General features: G+C 62.8%; 14 protein-coding genes. 1 reads left to right on the top strand and 13 read right to left on the bottom strand.

The window, feature by feature from the left end; translation table 11 throughout:
• Positions 1-10: 10 nt before the first annotated feature.
• From benD to D781_RS13615, 11 genes are all read right to left on the bottom strand, one after another.
• Positions 11-793 (bottom strand): benzoate diol dehydrogenase BenD, encoded by a 783-nt coding sequence (benD, locus tag D781_RS13665; RefSeq protein ID WP_015672927.1) that lies wholly within the window; start codon positions 791-793, stop codon positions 11-13.
• Positions 774-1,823 carry a benzoate 1,2-dioxygenase electron transfer component BenC gene (gene benC / locus D781_RS13660; protein WP_041412148.1) on the bottom strand — a complete coding sequence of 350 codons (1,050 nt, stop codon included), beginning with the start codon at positions 1,821-1,823 and terminating at the stop codon, positions 774-776. Before benC ends, benD begins: the two co-directional genes overlap by 20 nt.
• Positions 1,824-1,834: 11 nt before the next feature.
• Positions 1,835-2,320 carry a benzoate 1,2-dioxygenase small subunit gene (benB, locus tag D781_RS13655; RefSeq protein ID WP_015672925.1) on the bottom strand — a complete coding sequence of 162 codons (486 nt, stop codon included), beginning with the start codon at positions 2,318-2,320 and terminating at the stop codon, positions 1,835-1,837.
• Positions 2,317-3,678, bottom strand: coding sequence for a Rieske 2Fe-2S domain-containing protein (locus D781_RS13650; protein ID WP_015672924.1), 1,362 nt, complete (start codon positions 3,676-3,678; stop codon positions 2,317-2,319). Before D781_RS13650 ends, benB begins: the two co-directional genes overlap by 4 nt.
• 83 nt (positions 3,679-3,761) lie before the next feature.
• Positions 3,762-4,691 (bottom strand): catechol 1,2-dioxygenase, encoded by a 930-nt coding sequence (catA, locus tag D781_RS13645; RefSeq protein ID WP_015672923.1) that lies wholly within the window; start codon positions 4,689-4,691, stop codon positions 3,762-3,764.
• Between the two features lie 135 nt (positions 4,692-4,826).
• A complete protein-coding gene (catC, locus tag D781_RS13640) occupies positions 4,827-5,117 on the bottom strand; it encodes a muconolactone Delta-isomerase (protein ID WP_015672922.1) in 291 nt (96 codons plus the stop codon).
• A 13-nt stretch (positions 5,118-5,130) separates the two neighbouring features.
• Entirely contained in the window at positions 5,131-6,246 is a 1,116-nt protein-coding gene (locus D781_RS13635; RefSeq protein ID WP_015672921.1) for a muconate cycloisomerase family protein, read from the bottom strand.
• Positions 6,247-6,249: 3 nt separating this feature from the next.
• On the bottom strand, positions 6,250-7,008 hold the full coding sequence (pcaD, locus tag D781_RS13630) for a 3-oxoadipate enol-lactonase (protein ID WP_015672920.1): 759 nt from the start codon (positions 7,006-7,008) through the stop codon (positions 6,250-6,252).
• Positions 7,008-8,210 carry a 3-oxoadipyl-CoA thiolase gene (gene pcaF, locus D781_RS13625; RefSeq protein WP_015672919.1) on the bottom strand — a complete coding sequence of 401 codons (1,203 nt, stop codon included), beginning with the start codon at positions 8,208-8,210 and terminating at the stop codon, positions 7,008-7,010. Before pcaF ends, pcaD begins: the two co-directional genes overlap by 1 nt.
• A complete protein-coding gene (locus tag D781_RS13620) occupies positions 8,188-8,868 on the bottom strand; it encodes a 3-oxoacid CoA-transferase subunit B (RefSeq protein ID WP_015672918.1) in 681 nt (226 codons plus the stop codon). The genes pcaF and D781_RS13620 overlap by 23 nt, the downstream gene beginning before the upstream one ends.
• A gap of 9 nt (positions 8,869-8,877) precedes the next feature.
• Positions 8,878-9,564, bottom strand: coding sequence for a 3-oxoacid CoA-transferase subunit A (locus tag D781_RS13615; RefSeq protein ID WP_015672917.1), 687 nt, complete (start codon positions 9,562-9,564; stop codon positions 8,878-8,880).
• A 242-nt stretch (positions 9,565-9,806) separates the two neighbouring features.
• Between D781_RS13615 and D781_RS13610 the strand changes: the two genes are divergently transcribed.
• Positions 9,807-10,640, top strand: coding sequence for an IclR family transcriptional regulator C-terminal domain-containing protein (locus D781_RS13610; protein ID WP_015672916.1), 834 nt, complete (start codon positions 9,807-9,809; stop codon positions 10,638-10,640).
• A gap of 136 nt (positions 10,641-10,776) precedes the next feature.
• On the opposite strand, the gene D781_RS13605 is transcribed toward D781_RS13610, so the two are convergent.
• Positions 10,777-13,059 (bottom strand): FdhF/YdeP family oxidoreductase, encoded by a 2,283-nt coding sequence (locus D781_RS13605; RefSeq protein ID WP_015672915.1) that lies wholly within the window; start codon positions 13,057-13,059, stop codon positions 10,777-10,779.
• A gap of 472 nt (positions 13,060-13,531) precedes the next feature.
• Positions 13,532-14,497: a Dyp-type peroxidase gene (locus D781_RS13600; RefSeq protein ID WP_015672914.1), complete on the bottom strand. Its 966-nt coding sequence runs from the start codon at positions 14,495-14,497 to the stop codon at positions 13,532-13,534.
• Positions 14,498-14,806 lie beyond the last annotated feature (309 nt).

Raw genomic sequence — 14,806 nt, 5'->3', positions numbered from 1 at the left:
GCCGGATCTGTCAGCCTAAATCGCCGCCGGCCACCGGCAGCACGCTGCCGTTAATATAGCTGGCCGCGTCGCTGGCGAGGAATAAAATGGCGTCGGCCTGTTCGTGTACCGTGCCGTAACGGTGCATCAGGCTGCTGTTCAGCGTCTGATCGACCACCTGCTGATACCACGCTTCCTCCTGCGGCGTCGGCGTCTCCCGGTTGCGCGGCGTCAGGCGCGGCGGCGCGTCGGTGCCGCCCGGCGCGGTGGCGTTGATGCGGATGCCGGCACCGGCGTACTCAAACGCCAGCGAGCGGGTGAGCGCATTCACCCCGCCTTTGGCGGCCGAATAGGGCACCCGGTTGACGCCGCAGGTGGCGACGGAAGAGACATTGACGATCGCGCCGCCGCCCTGCGCCAGCATGTGCGGCAGCACGGCGCGACAGCCCCACAGCGTCGGGAACAGCGAACGACGGATCTCCGCTTCAATCTGCGCCGGCGCATACTCGGCGAACGGCCGCGCCCAGATGGTGCCGCCGACGTTGTTCACCAGAATATCCAGCCGGCCGAAGTGCCGCTGCGCCCGATCGATGGCCGCCTGCGTCTCCTCCCAGCTCTCCAGATCGGCCTGTATCGCCAGCGCGTCGCAGCCCCGCTCCTGCAGCGCCGCGGCCACCTCCTGCAGATAGGGCGCGCGGTCGATCAGCGCCAGCCTGGCACCTTCCCGCGCCGCCTGTTCGGCCACCGCCTTGCCGATCCCCTGCGCCGCGCCGGTGATTGCCATCACCTTGTGGCTAAAACGTAGCTGTTGCATCAGCGACTCCTTGCGCCGTCTGGCTGGGGGCGAATTTTTCATAGTGGAAACTGGCCGGCGTAAAGGCACGCCGGCGGAAATCGTGCAGCACCGCCTCGACCATCGGCGGCGGGCCGCACAGGTAGACGTCCACGTCGCCGTCGTGCAGCAGCGCGTCATCCAGATGCTGGGTGACGTAGCCTTTGCGCGCCGCCTGCGAGGCGTCGCTGGCGACGCAGGTCAGGTAGCTGAAGTCGCCCAGCCGCGAGCGATAATCGTCCAGTTGATCCAGCTTCACCAGGTCGCAGTCGTGGGTGACGCCGTAGAGCAGCCGCACCGGCCGTTGGACGCCGTCCTGCGCCAGCTGCTCCAGCATCGATAAAAAGGGCGCCAGCCCGGTGCCGCCGGCGAGAAACAGCAGCGGCCGCGTCACGTTGCGCAGATAAAAGCTGCCCTGCGGGCCGTGCAGACGCATTTTGTCGCCGGGGCGCGCCTGTCCGCTCAGGTAGCTGCTCATCGCGCCGCCCGGCACGTTGCGCAGCAGGAACGACAGCCGGCGCGCGTTGGGCGGTGAACTGAACGAGTAGGCGCGGCGGGCGTCGCTGCCCGGCACCTCGATATTGACGTACTGGCCGGGCAGAAAGGCGATGCTGCTGTGGACGTCATCTAACTGCAGCGTCAGCTCCAGCGCGCTGTCCGACAGCGCAGCGGCGCTCACCACGCTGGCGGAGAAGGTTTCGCAGCCGGTTTTGCACAGCGCGGAGGCCATCGGCACGTCGATCACGCAGTCGGAGTGCGGCACCATCTGGCAGGTCAGCACCTGGCGCTGTCCGGCCTCCTCTGCGGAAAGGGCGTCTTCGAGGTAGTCATCCCCCAGCTGATAGTCGCCCCGTTCGCAATGGCATTTACAGCTGCCGCAGACGCCGTCGGCGCAGTCCATCGGCAGATTGACCTGCTGACGATAGGCGGCGTCGAGCACGGTTTCACCGGGGTTGCATTGGATAAAGCGGCTGACGCCGTCTTCAAAGTTAAGTGCAACGCTATAGCTCATCATCGCCCCCATCAAACATGGTAAATATCAATCACATGACTGATATAGTCGTTATTGAGACGGATCGTTTTGCTCACAATCTGCGGCTGCTCGCCGTCGAGCGCAATGCGGCAGCGGCAGCTGCCGAAAAACAGATCGGTTTTCTGATAGCGGTGGCTGTGGGTGCTCCAGTTGTAGCGCACCTCCACCTCGTCCGCCGTGGCGGAGAGCAGCTCCACGTTGCTGATCTGGTGGGTGGTGCGCGGCTCCGGCGTGCTGGCCGCCGAACGCTCGGTCTTGATGCGGTAGACCCGGTCTTCCAGCCCTTCGCGGTTCGGGTAGTAAATCAGCGACACTTCGCGCTGCGGATCGCGGGTGAGCCGGTCGTCCTCGCCCCAGGAGGGCATCCAGTATTCGACCTGCGGGCTGTAGCACGCCAGCCACTCGTCCCACTGGCGGTCGTCCAGCAGGCGCGCCTCACGGTATAAAAACTGTTCGATACGTTGTTGCTGGCTCATGACTGCACCTCGTCGTCGCTCAGGCTGCGCAGCAGGGTCTGCTGCCAGTGATGGTGGTGGGGGATATACAGCGCTTCATCCTCGGCGCGCAGGCCGCTCATCATCGGACGGATCGCCATCGCCCGCGCGTTGTCGTCGGGGCCTTCCAGCCAGCGCGTGGCGCCGCGGCTGATATCGCTCCAGGGCATAGCGCCGGCGAGATAGCCCTGCTGGCAGGCGCGGAACTCTTCCAGATCGTCCGGCGTGCCCATGCCGCTGACGTTAAAGAAGTCTTCATACTGGCGGATGCGCAGGGCGCGGTCTTCGGCGCTTTCTCCCTTCGGCGCGAAGCAGAAGGTGGTGACCTCGGTTTTATCCACCGCGATGGGGCGCATCACCCGCAGCTGCGTGGAGAACTGATCCATCAGGTAAAGGTTGGGGTAGATGCACAGGTTGCGGGTATGGTTGACCATAAAGTCGGCGCGTGTCTCGCCGAAGCGGTCGCTCAGCCGGCGGAAGTGTTTGAACACCGGCCGCACCTCCGGGTTAATCGCCCGGGTCCACAGCAGCATATGGCCGTGTTCAAAGCCGTAGACGCCGCCGGTGCTTTTCGACCAGCAGGTGGCGTCCAGGGTTTGGGTGCTGTTGGCGTCGTGGCTGCGGCGCGACATGGTCGAGACATAGTTCCAGTGCACCACGCTGACGTGATAGCCGTCGACGCCGTTCTCCATCTGCAGTTTCCAGTTGCCGTCATAGGTGTATGACGAAGCGCCGGTCAGTATTTCGATGCCGTCTTCCGCCTGGTCGACAATCAGGTCCAGCACCTGACGGGTATCGCCCAGATACTCCTCCAGCGGCAGTACCTGGTCGCTCAGGCTGCCGAACAGAAAGCCGCGGTAGGAGGCGAAGCGCGGCAGGTGTTTCAGATCGTGCGAGCCGGCCTGTTTGAAGCACGGGGGATAGCCGCCGACCTTTTCGTCTTTGGCCTTGAGCAGGTTACCGGCGTTGTTAAACGTCCAGCCGTGGAACGGGCAGGTGAAAGTGGCCTTGTTGCCCGTTTTGCGGCTGGCCAGCATCGCACCGCGGTGCGAACAGCTGTTGATCATTGCGTGTAGCTGGCCGTGTTTATCGCGGGTAATAATCACCGGCTGGCGGCCCATCGTCAGGGTATAATAGTCGCCCGGCTCGGCGACCTGGCTTTCGTGCGCCATATAGACCCAGTTGCCTTCAAAAATAGCCTTCATTTCCAGTTCAAATATCGCCGGATCGGTAAATATCCCGCGGTTACATTGATAGACGCCTTGCTCTTTATCTATCCGTATCGAATTTTTAATTTTCTGTTCCAGCGTGGAATAAATAGCAGTTGTCGATGAGTTCATGCTAATGACCTCGTTAATCACGTTGCGTAGGGTGTCCTGGGAAATATATTTCCCATGGCGGTTATTATGTTTTTATAGGTTTATTAACTTTCCAGCGCGCGCGGGCGTTTAATCCGCTGTTCCTCTGCGCTGTCGCCGGCGGCGTAAAGCATAAAATCAAAGCGGATTTCGGTATGTTCGCCCGGCAGATCGCGCTGCGCGGCCAGCGCCGGGTCGCTGATTTTTACCGGGTCGGCGATCAGCTCATCGCGCGTGGCGAAGGCAAAGTCGTCCCACAGATAGCGGTCGCCGTTCAGGTTGATCTGGGTGGTGAGGTGCTTGTGTCCGGGGGCGGCGACAAAAAAGTGGATATGTGCCGGGCGGTTGCCGTGGCGGCCAAGGCGATCGAGCCACGCCTGCGTCGGGCCGTCCGGCGGGCAGCCGTAGCCGGAGGGCAGAATGCTGCGCACCGCATAGCGGCCGTCGGCGCCGGTTTTCACCCGGCGGCGCAGGTTGTAGTCACTCTGCGATTTGTCGAAGAACGAGTAGTTGCCCAGCGTATTGGCGTGCCAGATATCGACGACGGCGCCCGGCAGTGGTCGGCCGTGCTGGTCGCGCACCTGGCCGTGCAGCCACATGACTTCGCCGCTGTCCGCGCCGTCGTCCATCCGCGCGTAGCCCTCACTCAGCGGCGCGTTGGCGACATACAGCGGCCCTTCGATGGTGCGCGGCGTGCCGCCGTTCAGGCCCTGCTGACGTTCACGTGCGTCCTCACGCATATCTAGGTAGTGCTCCAGCCCCAGGCCGGCCGCCAGCAGCGCCGCTTCCTGCCGGCCGCCGAGGCGGTGCAGATAATTGACCGCCTGCCAGAACTCTTCCGGGGTAATATCAAAATCGTCGATCAGCTGGCAAATATTGCCCAGCAGCTGGCGGGTGATGGCTTTAAAACGCGGATCGCCGTCGTTGCCGGTTAAACCGCTGCTGATATCCAGCAGCTTGCTGACGTCTTCAGACTGATTGAAGGATACGGACATTGCAGACTCCTCATTATTATCGCGCCGTCATAATGACGATGGCCGGCTGCGGCGTATCGCCATTATTCAGGCAGTGCTCGGGTTGATTACGCCGGAAATAACCGGCTGGCCCGCGGAGATGGTTTATTTTCTGCTTTATTTATCGTCATCATAAATAGATGACGGATGTCGGCATAATGCCTCAATATGCATTTCCATATAGGGGAACAGCGGCAGCGCCGATAATATCTCGTGCAGCTCGCTATTACTGTCAACGTCAAAAATACTGACGTTGGCGTATTTCCCCGCCACGCGCCACAGGTGGCGCCATTTTCCCTGCGTCTGCAGCTCTTGCGCATAGCGCTTTTCGCGCAGTTTGATCTCATCGGCGACGGCGGCCGGCATATCGGACGGCAGTTGTACGGACATTTCGACTTTGAACAGCATCAGACAGGCTCCTTTAGGTGCGCTGATAAAAGCGCAGTTTGTCTTCATCGACCTCGATGCCGAGGCCCGGACCGTCCGGCAGCGTGACCTGCCCGGCGGTGAAATTCAGCGGCTCGGCGATGATGTCGTCTTTTAACAGCAGCGGGCCGAACATTTCCGTGCCCCAGGCCAGCTTCAGCGTTGACCAGGCGTGCAGCGACGCCACGGTGCCGATGCTGCCTTCCAGCATGGTGCCGCCGTACAGCGCGATGCCGGCCGCGTCGGCGACGTGCGCCAGTTTCAGCACCTGCGCCGGGCCGCCGGCCTTGGCGATCTTCAGCGCATAGGCGCCGCGGAAGCCGTCGGCGGCCAGCGCGTAGCCGTCATGGGCGTCGGCCACCGCCTCATCGGCGAGAATCGGCAGGGTAAAGCGCTGGCTCAGCTGCGTCAGCGCGGCGCGGTCCCACAGCGCGACCGGCTGTTCCACCAGATCGATACCGATATCCTGCAGCGCGGCCATCCCGCGCACCGCGGTGGCGGCGTCCCAGGCCTGATTGACGTCGACGCGGATACTGGCGTCCGCCCCCAGCGCCCGGACGATCGCCGCGGTGTGGCGCAGGTCGTCGGCCAGCGCTCTGGCGCCGATCTTGAGTTTGAAGGCGCTATGCCGGCCTTCCGCCAGCAGGCGTTGCCCCTCGGCGATATCACGCTCGGTATCGCCGCTGGCCAGGGTCCACAGCACCGGCAGCTGCCGACTCTGCGCGCCGCCGAGCAGGGTGCTGAGCGACTGATTCAGCGCCTTGCCCTGCGCGTCGAGAAACGCGGTTTCCAGCGCCGATTTGGCGAAGGTATTACCTTTGACGCTGGCGTTCATCCGGTTGACCAGCGGCGTCAGGCCGTCAAAATGCTGGCCGACCAGCAGCGGCGCCAGATAGGTGTCGATGGCGGACTTGATCCCTTCCGGGCTTTCCGGCCCGTAGCTCAGGCCGCCGATGGTGGTGGCTTCACCCCAGCCGACCAGGCCGCCTGCACAGGTGAGACGGACGAGGGTCAGGGTCTGGCAGCCCATGGTCGCCATCGACAGTTTGTGCGGCCGGATGGTGGGAATATCGAGCAGCCAGCTTTCAATACGTTCAATACACAGCGTCATGGTTTACACCTCGGTCAGAAAGTCGAGCACCCGATGGGCGAACAGCGTCGGGCAGGCAATATTGGCAATGTGCGAGGCGGGCAGGGTTGTCAGTTCGGTCTGCGGCGCGTTCTCCTGCAGGAAGCGCGCGTCGTCCGGCGTGGTGACCGGATCCAGCTCGCCGGCGATCGCCAGCATCGGCTGCGGCATGCGCGTAACCTCGGCCCGCAGATCCGCCAGCGCCAGCGCGTCGCAGCAGGCGGCATAGCCGGCGGCGTTGCCCTGCGCCAGCCGTGCGATCAGCGTCGCCACCTGCTGCGGTTCGCGGCGGCGGAATTCCTCGCTGAACCAGCGCGCCGGCGAGGCGGCGGCAATCTCCGCCAGGCCGTCGCGGCGCGCCTGTTGTGCGCGCTGGCGCCAGCCTTCGGCGCTGCCGATACAGGCGGCGCTGTTGGCCACCACCAGCCGCCGCAGGCGCTGCGGCTGATAGCGGTTCAGCCACAGGCCGGTCAGCCCGCCCATCGAGATGCCGCAGAAATGCGCGCGCTCCACCTCCAGCCTGTCGAGCAGGGCGATGACGTCGCGGCCGAGAATTTCCAGCGTCAGCGGGGCGGCGGGCAGCGGCGTGCCGCCGTGGCCGCGCTGGTTATAGCGCAGCACGCGGAAGTGGGCGCTGAACAGCGCCATCTGCGGCTGCCACAGATCCAGCGTGGTGCCCAGCGAATTGGACAGCACCAGCAGCGGCGCATCGGCTGGGCCGTCAAGGCGGTATTCAATCTCCATCACACCCTCTCGATAATCATGGCGATACCCTGACCGACGCCGATGCACATGGTGCACAGCCCGTAGCGCCCGCCGCTCTGCTGCAGCTGATAGGCGGCGTTCATCACCAGCCGGCCGCCGGAGGCGCCCAGCGGATGGCCGAGCGCGATCGCACCGCCGTGCGGATTGACCTGCGGCGCATCGTCCGGCAGCGACAGGGCGCGGGTCACCGCCAGCGCCTGCGCGGCGAAGGCTTCGTTCAGTTCAATCACGTCCATCTGTTCCAGCCGCAGTCCGGCGTTGTCCAGCACCTTGCGCACCGCCTGCGCCGGGCCGAAGCCCATGATCGCCGGTTCGATGCCGGTTACCGCGCTGGCGACGATGCGTGCCAGCGGCTGCAGGCCGTGCCGGCGCAGGCCGTTTTCGCTGGCCAGCAGCAGGGCGCAGGCGCCGTCGTTCAGCCCGGAGGCGTTGCCGGCGGTAATGCTGCCCTGTGGGTGTACCACCGGCCGGAGTTGTTCCAGCGCGGCCAGGCTGGTGGCGCGCGGATGTTCATCCTGGCTGAAGCACAGCGCTGTGCCTTTTTTCTGCGGGATGTTTACCGCGATCAGCTGGCTGGCGAAGAAGCCGCTTTCCTGCGCGGCGGCGGCGCGCTGCTGGCTGCGCAGGGCGAAGGCGTCCTGATCCTGCCGGCTGATACCGAAGCGCTCCGCCACGTTCTCGGCGGTTTGCGGCATGGAATCGACGCCGTACAGCGCTTTCATCTGTGGGTTGATAAAGCGCCAGCCCATGGTGGTGTCTTCCAGCCGCATGGCGCGGCTGAAGGCGCTTTCCGCTTTACCCATCACAAACGGTGCGCGCGACATGCTCTCGACGCCGCCGGCGATCAGCAGGTCGCCTTCGCCGCTTTTAATCACGCGCGCCGCCATCGCGGTGGCGTCCAGGCTGGAGCCGCACAGCCGGTTGACGGTGCAGCCGGGCACGGAGACCGGCAGCCCGGCCAGCAGCAGCGCCATGCGCGCCACGTTGCGGTTATCTTCGCCGGCCTGATTGGCGCAGCCGAGCAGTACGTCGTCCAGCGCGCTCCAGTCCAGCTGCGGGTGGCGCTGCTGCAGCGCCTGCAGCGGCAGGGCGGCCAGATCGTCGGCGCGGATCCCCGCCAGGCTGCCGTTCAGCCTGCCGAACGGGGTGCGCACCGCGTCACACAGATAGGCGTGAGTCATCGTGTTGTTCTCCGTGTTGCAGGGCAAAGGTCAGTTCAACCGGGGTGACGTCCTGCAGCTGGCGCGGCGTCAGGCCGGCAAAAATTTCGCGTACCACCAGTCCGCGGTCGGTGACGTCGATCACCGCCAGATCGCTGTAGATGCGGGTGATGCAGGCGACGCCGGTCAGCGGATAGCTGCACTCTTTGACGATTTTGCATTCGCCTTTTTTGGTCAGGTGTTCGGTCATCACATACACCTGACGCGCGCCGATCGCCAGATCCATCGCGCCGCCGACCGCCGGGATCGCCCCCGGCGCGCCGGTGCTCCAGTTGGCCAGATCGCCCCGTTCCGATACCTGATAGGCGCCCAGCACGCAGATATCCAGGTGGCCGCCGCGCATCATGGCGAAGGAGTCGCCGTGGTGGAAGAAGCAGCCGCCCGGCAGCAGCGTCACCGGCTGCTTGCCGGCGTTGATCAGCTCGGGGTCTTCGTCGCCGGCCGCCGGCGCTGGCCCCATGCCGAGGATGCCATTTTCACTGTGTAAGAAGATCTCTTTATCGGCGGGCAGGTAGTTGGCGATCTGGGTCGGCATGCCGATGCCCAGATTGACGTAGGCCCCTTCCGGAATATCACGCGCGATACGTTCGGCCAGCTGTTGATGCGTCAGTTTTGACATGATGGATCCTCAGGCCGAAAGCCGTTGTGGGGTGGAGGGCACGCTGACCACCCGTTGCACGAAAATGCCCGGCGTAATCACCGCCTCGGCGTCCAGCTCGCCGAGAGGCACCAGTTGGTTGATCTCGGCAATGGTGCAGCCGGCGGCCATCGCCATAATCGGGCCGAAGTTGCGGCCGGTCTGGTTATAGACCAGGTTGCCCCAGCGGTCGGCGCGCGCGGCCCTGATCAGCGCGAAGTCGGCCTTCAGCGGCAGCTCGAATACGTAGTGCCGGCCGTCGATTTCGCGCACCTCTTTGTCCGCCGCCAACTGGGTGCCGTAGCCGGTCGGGGTATAGATGCCGCCGAGGCCGGCGCCGCCCGCCTGAATGCGCGCCGCCAGGTTGCCCTGCGGGAGCAGCTCCAGCTCCAGTTCGCCGCGGCGGTAGAGTTCGTCAAACACCCAGGAGTCGGACTGGCGCGGGAATGAACAGACGATTTTGCGTACGCAGCCGGCTTTCAGCAGCGCCGCCAGCCCGAAGTCGCCGTTACCGGCGTTGTTGCTGATCACCGTCAGGTTGCGCGGGCGGCGGCGGATCAGGGCATCCAGCAGGGCGTAGGGCTGGCCTGCCGGGCCGAAGCCGCCCACCATCACGCTGGCGCCGTCGGCAATGTCGGCGACGGCGTCATCGGTGGACGGCACGCTTTTATTAATCATTTCTTCTCCTCGATAGGCTGATTTCTGACGCCATATTGGCCTGGCTTAAATTCAACTTAGGGGAGGAAAAAATCGCCAGCAAGTGCGAATATCAGATGTTTGTGCGATTATCGGACGGTTTGTTATTTTGATGTTAATTCTGTGATGCAGCTAACTAATTCACTCCTTTGCCGCCGCAGACGGGTTGCATTAGCCGGCGGCAGGGGGTATTTGCATGATTATTAACAAGAAGGAGAGGCGGGATGAGTGATATGCCGGCGTTGGGCGACGGTGAACTGCAGCGGCTGCAGGAGATCGGCGAGCTGAGCAATGATAAATACAAGGGCGATCCCAATTTTATGGCGTCGCTGGCGCGCGGGCTGGAGGTGTTGCAGGCCTTCAAGCCACAGTATTCGCAGATGTCGGTGTCGGAAATCAGTCAGATCACCGGCATTCCGCGCGCGGCGGTGCGGCGCTGTCTGTACACCCTGAAGGCGCTGGGGTTTGTACACTGTCCTGACGGCCGCCACTACCGGCTGTTGCCGCGGGTGCTGACCGTGGGACACGCCTATCTCTCCTCGTCGGAGCTGGCGAAGACGGCGCAGAATTCGCTGGATTACCTGAGTAAGCAGCTTGATCAGTCCTGCTCGGTGGCGACGCTGGACGGCGATAATATTCTGTATATCGCCCGCGCCTCGGTAAAACGTATTATGACTATCGACCTCGGGCGCGGCAGCCGGCTGCCGGCGTACGCCACCTCGATGGGGCTGGTGCTGCTCAGCGCGCTGGACGAGCCGCAGCTGGAGGAGTATTTGGCGCGGGTGACGCTGGAGCCGCTGACGCCGTTTACCGTGGTCAGCGAGGCGCAGCTGCGCGAACAGCTGGACCGGGTGCGGCGTCAGGGCTATGCGATTAACGACCAGCAGCTGGAGGTCGGCCTGCGCTCTATCGCGGTGCCGATGCATTCGCGCAAAGGCGGCGTGGTGGCGGCGATGAACGTCGGCGTCAACGCCTCGCAGATATCGGCGCAGGCGCTGCGCGAACGGGTGCTGCCGCTGCTGCAGCGCACGGCGATGGATCTGGCGCTGCTGCTGTAGCGTCGGCGGATGCCTGCTCAACTCAGGCGTTCCGGATAAGCGGCATGATGCGCCCGCTCTGGTGGATTCTGGCGAAGACATGGGTTGAAGAGACCTTCAACCCATGGTGATAACGCAGATGAATGGTTGCGCGCCGTTAGCCGGCGAGGGTTACGCGCACCGGTACGGATTTATAGGAGGGGGTGCCGCACTCCGGATCGATGTAGTCCAACGGCACCAGCACGTTGGCTTCCGGGTAGTAGGCGCCGACGGAGCCGGGGGCGATGTTGTAAGAAATTACCGTGATATTTTCCAGACGCAGCCTGCGCCCGGCGGCGACGGTTTCGATATGCACCCGATCGCCGTGCTCCAGGCCGCGTTTTGCCAGATCGATATCGTGCATAAACAGAATATCGCGCCGGCCGAATACGCCGCGGTAGCGATCGTCCATGGCGTAGATGGTGGTGTTGTACTGGTCGTGGCTGCGCAGGGTGATCAGCCGCAGTACGTCATCGCCCTGCACCTCGGCGTCTTCCTGCACCCCTGTGAACACCGAGAACATCGCCTTGCCGCTTGGCGTTGGCCACTGACGTTCGGTCGGCGGCAGCGGCATGCGGAAGCCGCCCGGCTGCGCGATGCGCTGATTGTACCGCTCAAAACCGGGGATGGTTTTTTCAATCAGGTCGCGGATCAGGCTGTAATCGGCCACCAGTTCCGACCACGGCACCTTGCTGTCCGGCATGGCGGCCTGCGCCAGCCCGGCGACGATCGCCGGTTCGGAACGCAGCAGCGGCGAGGCCGGCTGCAGTTTGCCGGAAGAGGCGTGCACCATCGACATGGAGTCCTCCACCGTTACCGACTGGCGGCCGCCGGCCTGAATATCCAGCTCGGTGCGCCCCAGACAGGGCAGGATAAAGGTTTCTTTCGCCACCAGCAGGTGCGAACGGTTGAGCTTGGTGCCGAGGTGGACGCTCAGATCGAGCGCCTGCATCGCCGGGAAGCACAGCTCGGGGTCCGGCAGGGCGACGGCGAAGTTGCCGCCGAGGCAGATCAGGGCCTTGGCGTCACCCGCCACCATCGCCTGCATGGCTTTCACCGCGTCATGGCCGTGTGCTTTCGGCGGCGTAAAGCCGAAGACGGCTTCCAGATTGCGTAAAAATTCCTCCGACGGTTTTTCCGTGATGCCGACGGTGCGGTTACCCTGCACGTTGGAGTGGCCGCGCAGCGGGCAGATCCCGGCGCCCGGCTTACCGATATTGCCGCGCATCAGCAGCAGATCGGCAATCAGGCGCACGTTGGCGGTGCCTTTATTGTGCTGGGTGATGCCCATGCCGTAGGTGATGATGGTGGCGTTGGACTTGGCGTAGGCCAGCGCCACTTTTTCCAGATCTTCACGCGTCAGGCCGCTTTCGTTTTCAATCGCCGGCCACGGCGTAGCCGCAAGATCGGCGGCGAACGCTTCAAAGCCCTGGGTGTGCCCGGCGATAAAATCGCGGTCGAGCGCCGTGCTGTTTGCGCCCTGCGCGGCATCGTACTCCAGCAGCGCCTTGGCGATGCCCTTCAGCGCTGCGGCGTCGCCGCCGGCCTTCACCTGATAGTAGGTGGAGGCGATATTGGTGGAGCTGTAGGTCGCCATTTCAATCACGTTCTGCGGATCGGCAAAGCGCTCCAGCGCCCGTTCGCGCAGCGGGTTAAACACGATAATCGGCACGTCGCGGCGCGCCAGTTCGTGCAGGGTGCCCATCATGCGCGGGTGGTTGGTGCCCGGGTTGTGGCCGATGGATATCACCAGTTCGGCGTGGTCGAAGTCATCCAGCGAGACCGTGCCTTTGCCGATGCCGATAGACTGCGGCAGGCCGACGCTGGTTGGTTCGTGGCACATGTTGGAGCAGTCCGGGAAGTTGTTGGTGCCGAACTCGCGGGCGAACAGCTGGAACAGATAGGCGGCCTCGTTCGAGGCGCGTCCGGAGGTGTAAAACTCCACCTGATCCGGCGACTGCATGCCGCGCAGCACCGTGCCGATGCGCTGGAAGGCTTCCTCCCAGCTGACCGGCCGCAGGGTGTCGCTCGCCTTGTCGTACGCCAGCGGGTGCGTCAACCGGCCGTAGCCCTCCAGCTCAAAGTCGGTTTTCTCCAACAGCGCGCTGACGGTATTGGCCGCCAAAAACTCCGGCGTGACGCGTTTGCTGGTGGCTTCCCAGGTCACCGCTTTGGCGCCGTTTTCACAGAACTGGAAGGTGGAGTGGTGCTCTTTATCCGGCCAGGCGCAGCCTGGACAATCAAAGCCGTCCGGCTGGTTGGTGCGCATCAGAGTGGCCGGTGCTTCAAAGGTCTCCATCTGCGTTTTTACCGCGATGGCCGTCGCTTTCAGTGCTCCCCAGCCGCCGGCCGGGCCGTCATAGGGCCGGATACCGGGAACTGCGCGTTTTTTCTTGGTCATATCAACTCCTGAACTCCTCGTAGCGGGAGATATTTTTATGCGGGAGAATGCATTGGCCGTCGCCGTTTAACGGGGGACCGACCACGACTTACTGCGGCCTGAACATGACGCGTGCGTCATGTCTCGCGCTGCGCAGGTGAAACAGAGCGAGCGGGGGTCAGACCGTAATAAATGCTGTACCGGCAACGCGGCCGTGCAGACGTTAGCCACGCAGGGGTAGTAGTGTGCTGAATCGTCTCCTGTTCAGTTAAAATAAATTAACTTCGGCCATTTTTATGGCTGGCATGCGGGTGCCGCCGGTTAATTATTTAACGGTGATAATTATCCGGCGCCACCGTAATAAAAACGTCCCGGCATTCGCTGATGTAAAATAAAGTTGATGTGCAAAGAATAATTATTTTATTTTGGCATGCAGCGCGTTGAGTAACACGCTGCACGTTTTATTATTTCCGTGAAATATTTATGACGCGCCTCAGTGCAGCTGAGGCGTATTGGTGCGCGTCGCCAGCTGTTCTAACAGTGTAGCCGACGGGATAAAGAACAGGCTGCCGGTCACCGCGCGGCTGAAGTCGAGCAGCCGGTCGTAATTGCCTTCCGGGCGGCCGACAAACATATTTTCCAGCATCTGTTCAATCGGTTCCGGCGAACGCGCATAGCCGATAAAGTAGGTGCCGAACTCACGCATGCCCGGCCGGCCGAACGGCATGTTGTCGCGCAGGATTTTCACCTCGTTGCCGTGCTCATCCTCGATGGTGGTGAGCGAACTGTGGGAGGAGGAGGGTTTCACCTCCTCATCCAGCTCGATATTGGACTGCTTGTGACGGCCGATAATGCCTTCCTGTTGCTCCACGCTCAGGGCGTTCCAGCCGGTCATATCGTGCAGATACTTCTGCACCAGCGCGTAGCTGCCGCCGGCAAACTCGGCGTCTTCTTCACCGATCACCGTAAACGCGGCGGCTTCGCGGCCTTCCGGGTTTTCCGTGCCGTCGACGAAGCCGATCATCGCGCGCTGGTCGAAGTAGCGGAAGCCGTGCACCTCATCGACGACGCTGACGGCGTCGCCCAGTTTATCCAGCAGCTGGGTCGCCAGCTCAAAACAGAGATCCATATCGTCGGCGCGAATATGCAGCAGGATGTCTCCCGGCGTAGCGACGGCGACGCGGCCGCCGGCGCCGATCTCGCGGAACGGATGCAGCTGCGCCGGGCGCGGCTGGCCGAACAGCGTGTTCCAGGCGGTGGAGCCGAAGCCGCAGACGCAGGATAACTTCCCGGCCGGCGCTCTTTTCCCCACCGAACGGACCAGCGCAGCGACGTCGGCGCACCAGTCGCGCACCGTGGCGTAGTGCTCGGGCGCGGCGTTGAGGGTGGCGACGATAAAGATGGCGCTGCGCGTCACCGGGCTAAAAACTGCTTGTGAATCATCGTAATTGTTGTTCATGAGTCCTTTGCCGTAAAAGTGAGAATGCACCTGATATTTTAGAAGTAAAAAGTGGCGAGTGCCAAAGGCCCGGCTGAATAGGAAACCGGCATTTTACTTTATGGTGTCAGCATCAATATATCCGTTACGGCCACAATAACAGAACTTAACAGGGTGCGTGATAGATTGTATCTATTGCGCAATAAAACCAACCAATTTGACGGTATGTTGCCCGGAGGTAAAATAATTTCACATCGCAGAAATAGCCGACATTAAATAACTAAAATATTGATTAGCTAGCGGCCGGCTATTTATTAAAAAGATATCGAG

The sequence above is a fragment of the Serratia sp. FGI94 genome (assembly GCF_000330865.1).
In the GTDB taxonomy this organism is placed as follows: Bacteria; Pseudomonadota; Gammaproteobacteria; order Enterobacterales; family Enterobacteriaceae; genus Serratia_B; species Serratia_B rubidaea.
This window is presented reverse-complemented; position numbering and strand designations above follow the sequence as displayed.

Bases quoted from the DNA above. Each gene is read 5' to 3' on its own strand.
- D781_RS13605 (WP_015672915.1), bottom strand. From the start codon at position 13,059: ATGACCAAGAAAAAACGCGCAGTTCCCGGTATCCGGCCCTATGACGGC.
- D781_RS13635 (WP_015672921.1), bottom strand. From the start codon at position 6,246: ATGACGCTGTGTATTGAACGTATTGAAAGCTGGCTGCTCGATATTCCC.
- catC (WP_015672922.1), bottom strand. From the start codon at position 5,117: ATGCTGTTCAAAGTCGAAATGTCCGTACAACTGCCGTCCGATATGCCG.
- D781_RS13620 (WP_015672918.1), bottom strand. From the start codon at position 8,868: ATGTCAAAACTGACGCATCAACAGCTGGCCGAACGTATCGCGCGTGAT.
- D781_RS13600 (WP_015672914.1), bottom strand. From the start codon at position 14,497: ATGAACAACAATTACGATGATTCACAAGCAGTTTTTAGCCCGGTGACG.
- D781_RS13650 (WP_015672924.1), bottom strand. From the start codon at position 3,678: ATGAACTCATCGACAACTGCTATTTATTCCACGCTGGAACAGAAAATT.
- catA (WP_015672923.1), bottom strand. From the start codon at position 4,691: ATGTCCGTATCCTTCAATCAGTCTGAAGACGTCAGCAAGCTGCTGGAT.
- D781_RS13610 (WP_015672916.1), top strand. From the start codon at position 9,807: ATGAGTGATATGCCGGCGTTGGGCGACGGTGAACTGCAGCGGCTGCAG.
- benB (WP_015672925.1), bottom strand. From the start codon at position 2,320: ATGAGCCAGCAACAACGTATCGAACAGTTTTTATACCGTGAGGCGCGC.
- D781_RS13615 (WP_015672917.1), bottom strand. From the start codon at position 9,564: ATGATTAATAAAAGCGTGCCGTCCACCGATGACGCCGTCGCCGACATT.
- benD (WP_015672927.1), bottom strand. From the start codon at position 793: ATGCAACAGCTACGTTTTAGCCACAAGGTGATGGCAATCACCGGCGCG.
- pcaD (WP_015672920.1), bottom strand. From the start codon at position 7,008: ATGGAGATTGAATACCGCCTTGACGGCCCAGCCGATGCGCCGCTGCTG.
- benC (WP_041412148.1), bottom strand. From the start codon at position 1,823: ATGAGCTATAGCGTTGCACTTAACTTTGAAGACGGCGTCAGCCGCTTT.
- pcaF (WP_015672919.1), bottom strand. From the start codon at position 8,210: ATGACTCACGCCTATCTGTGTGACGCGGTGCGCACCCCGTTCGGCAGG.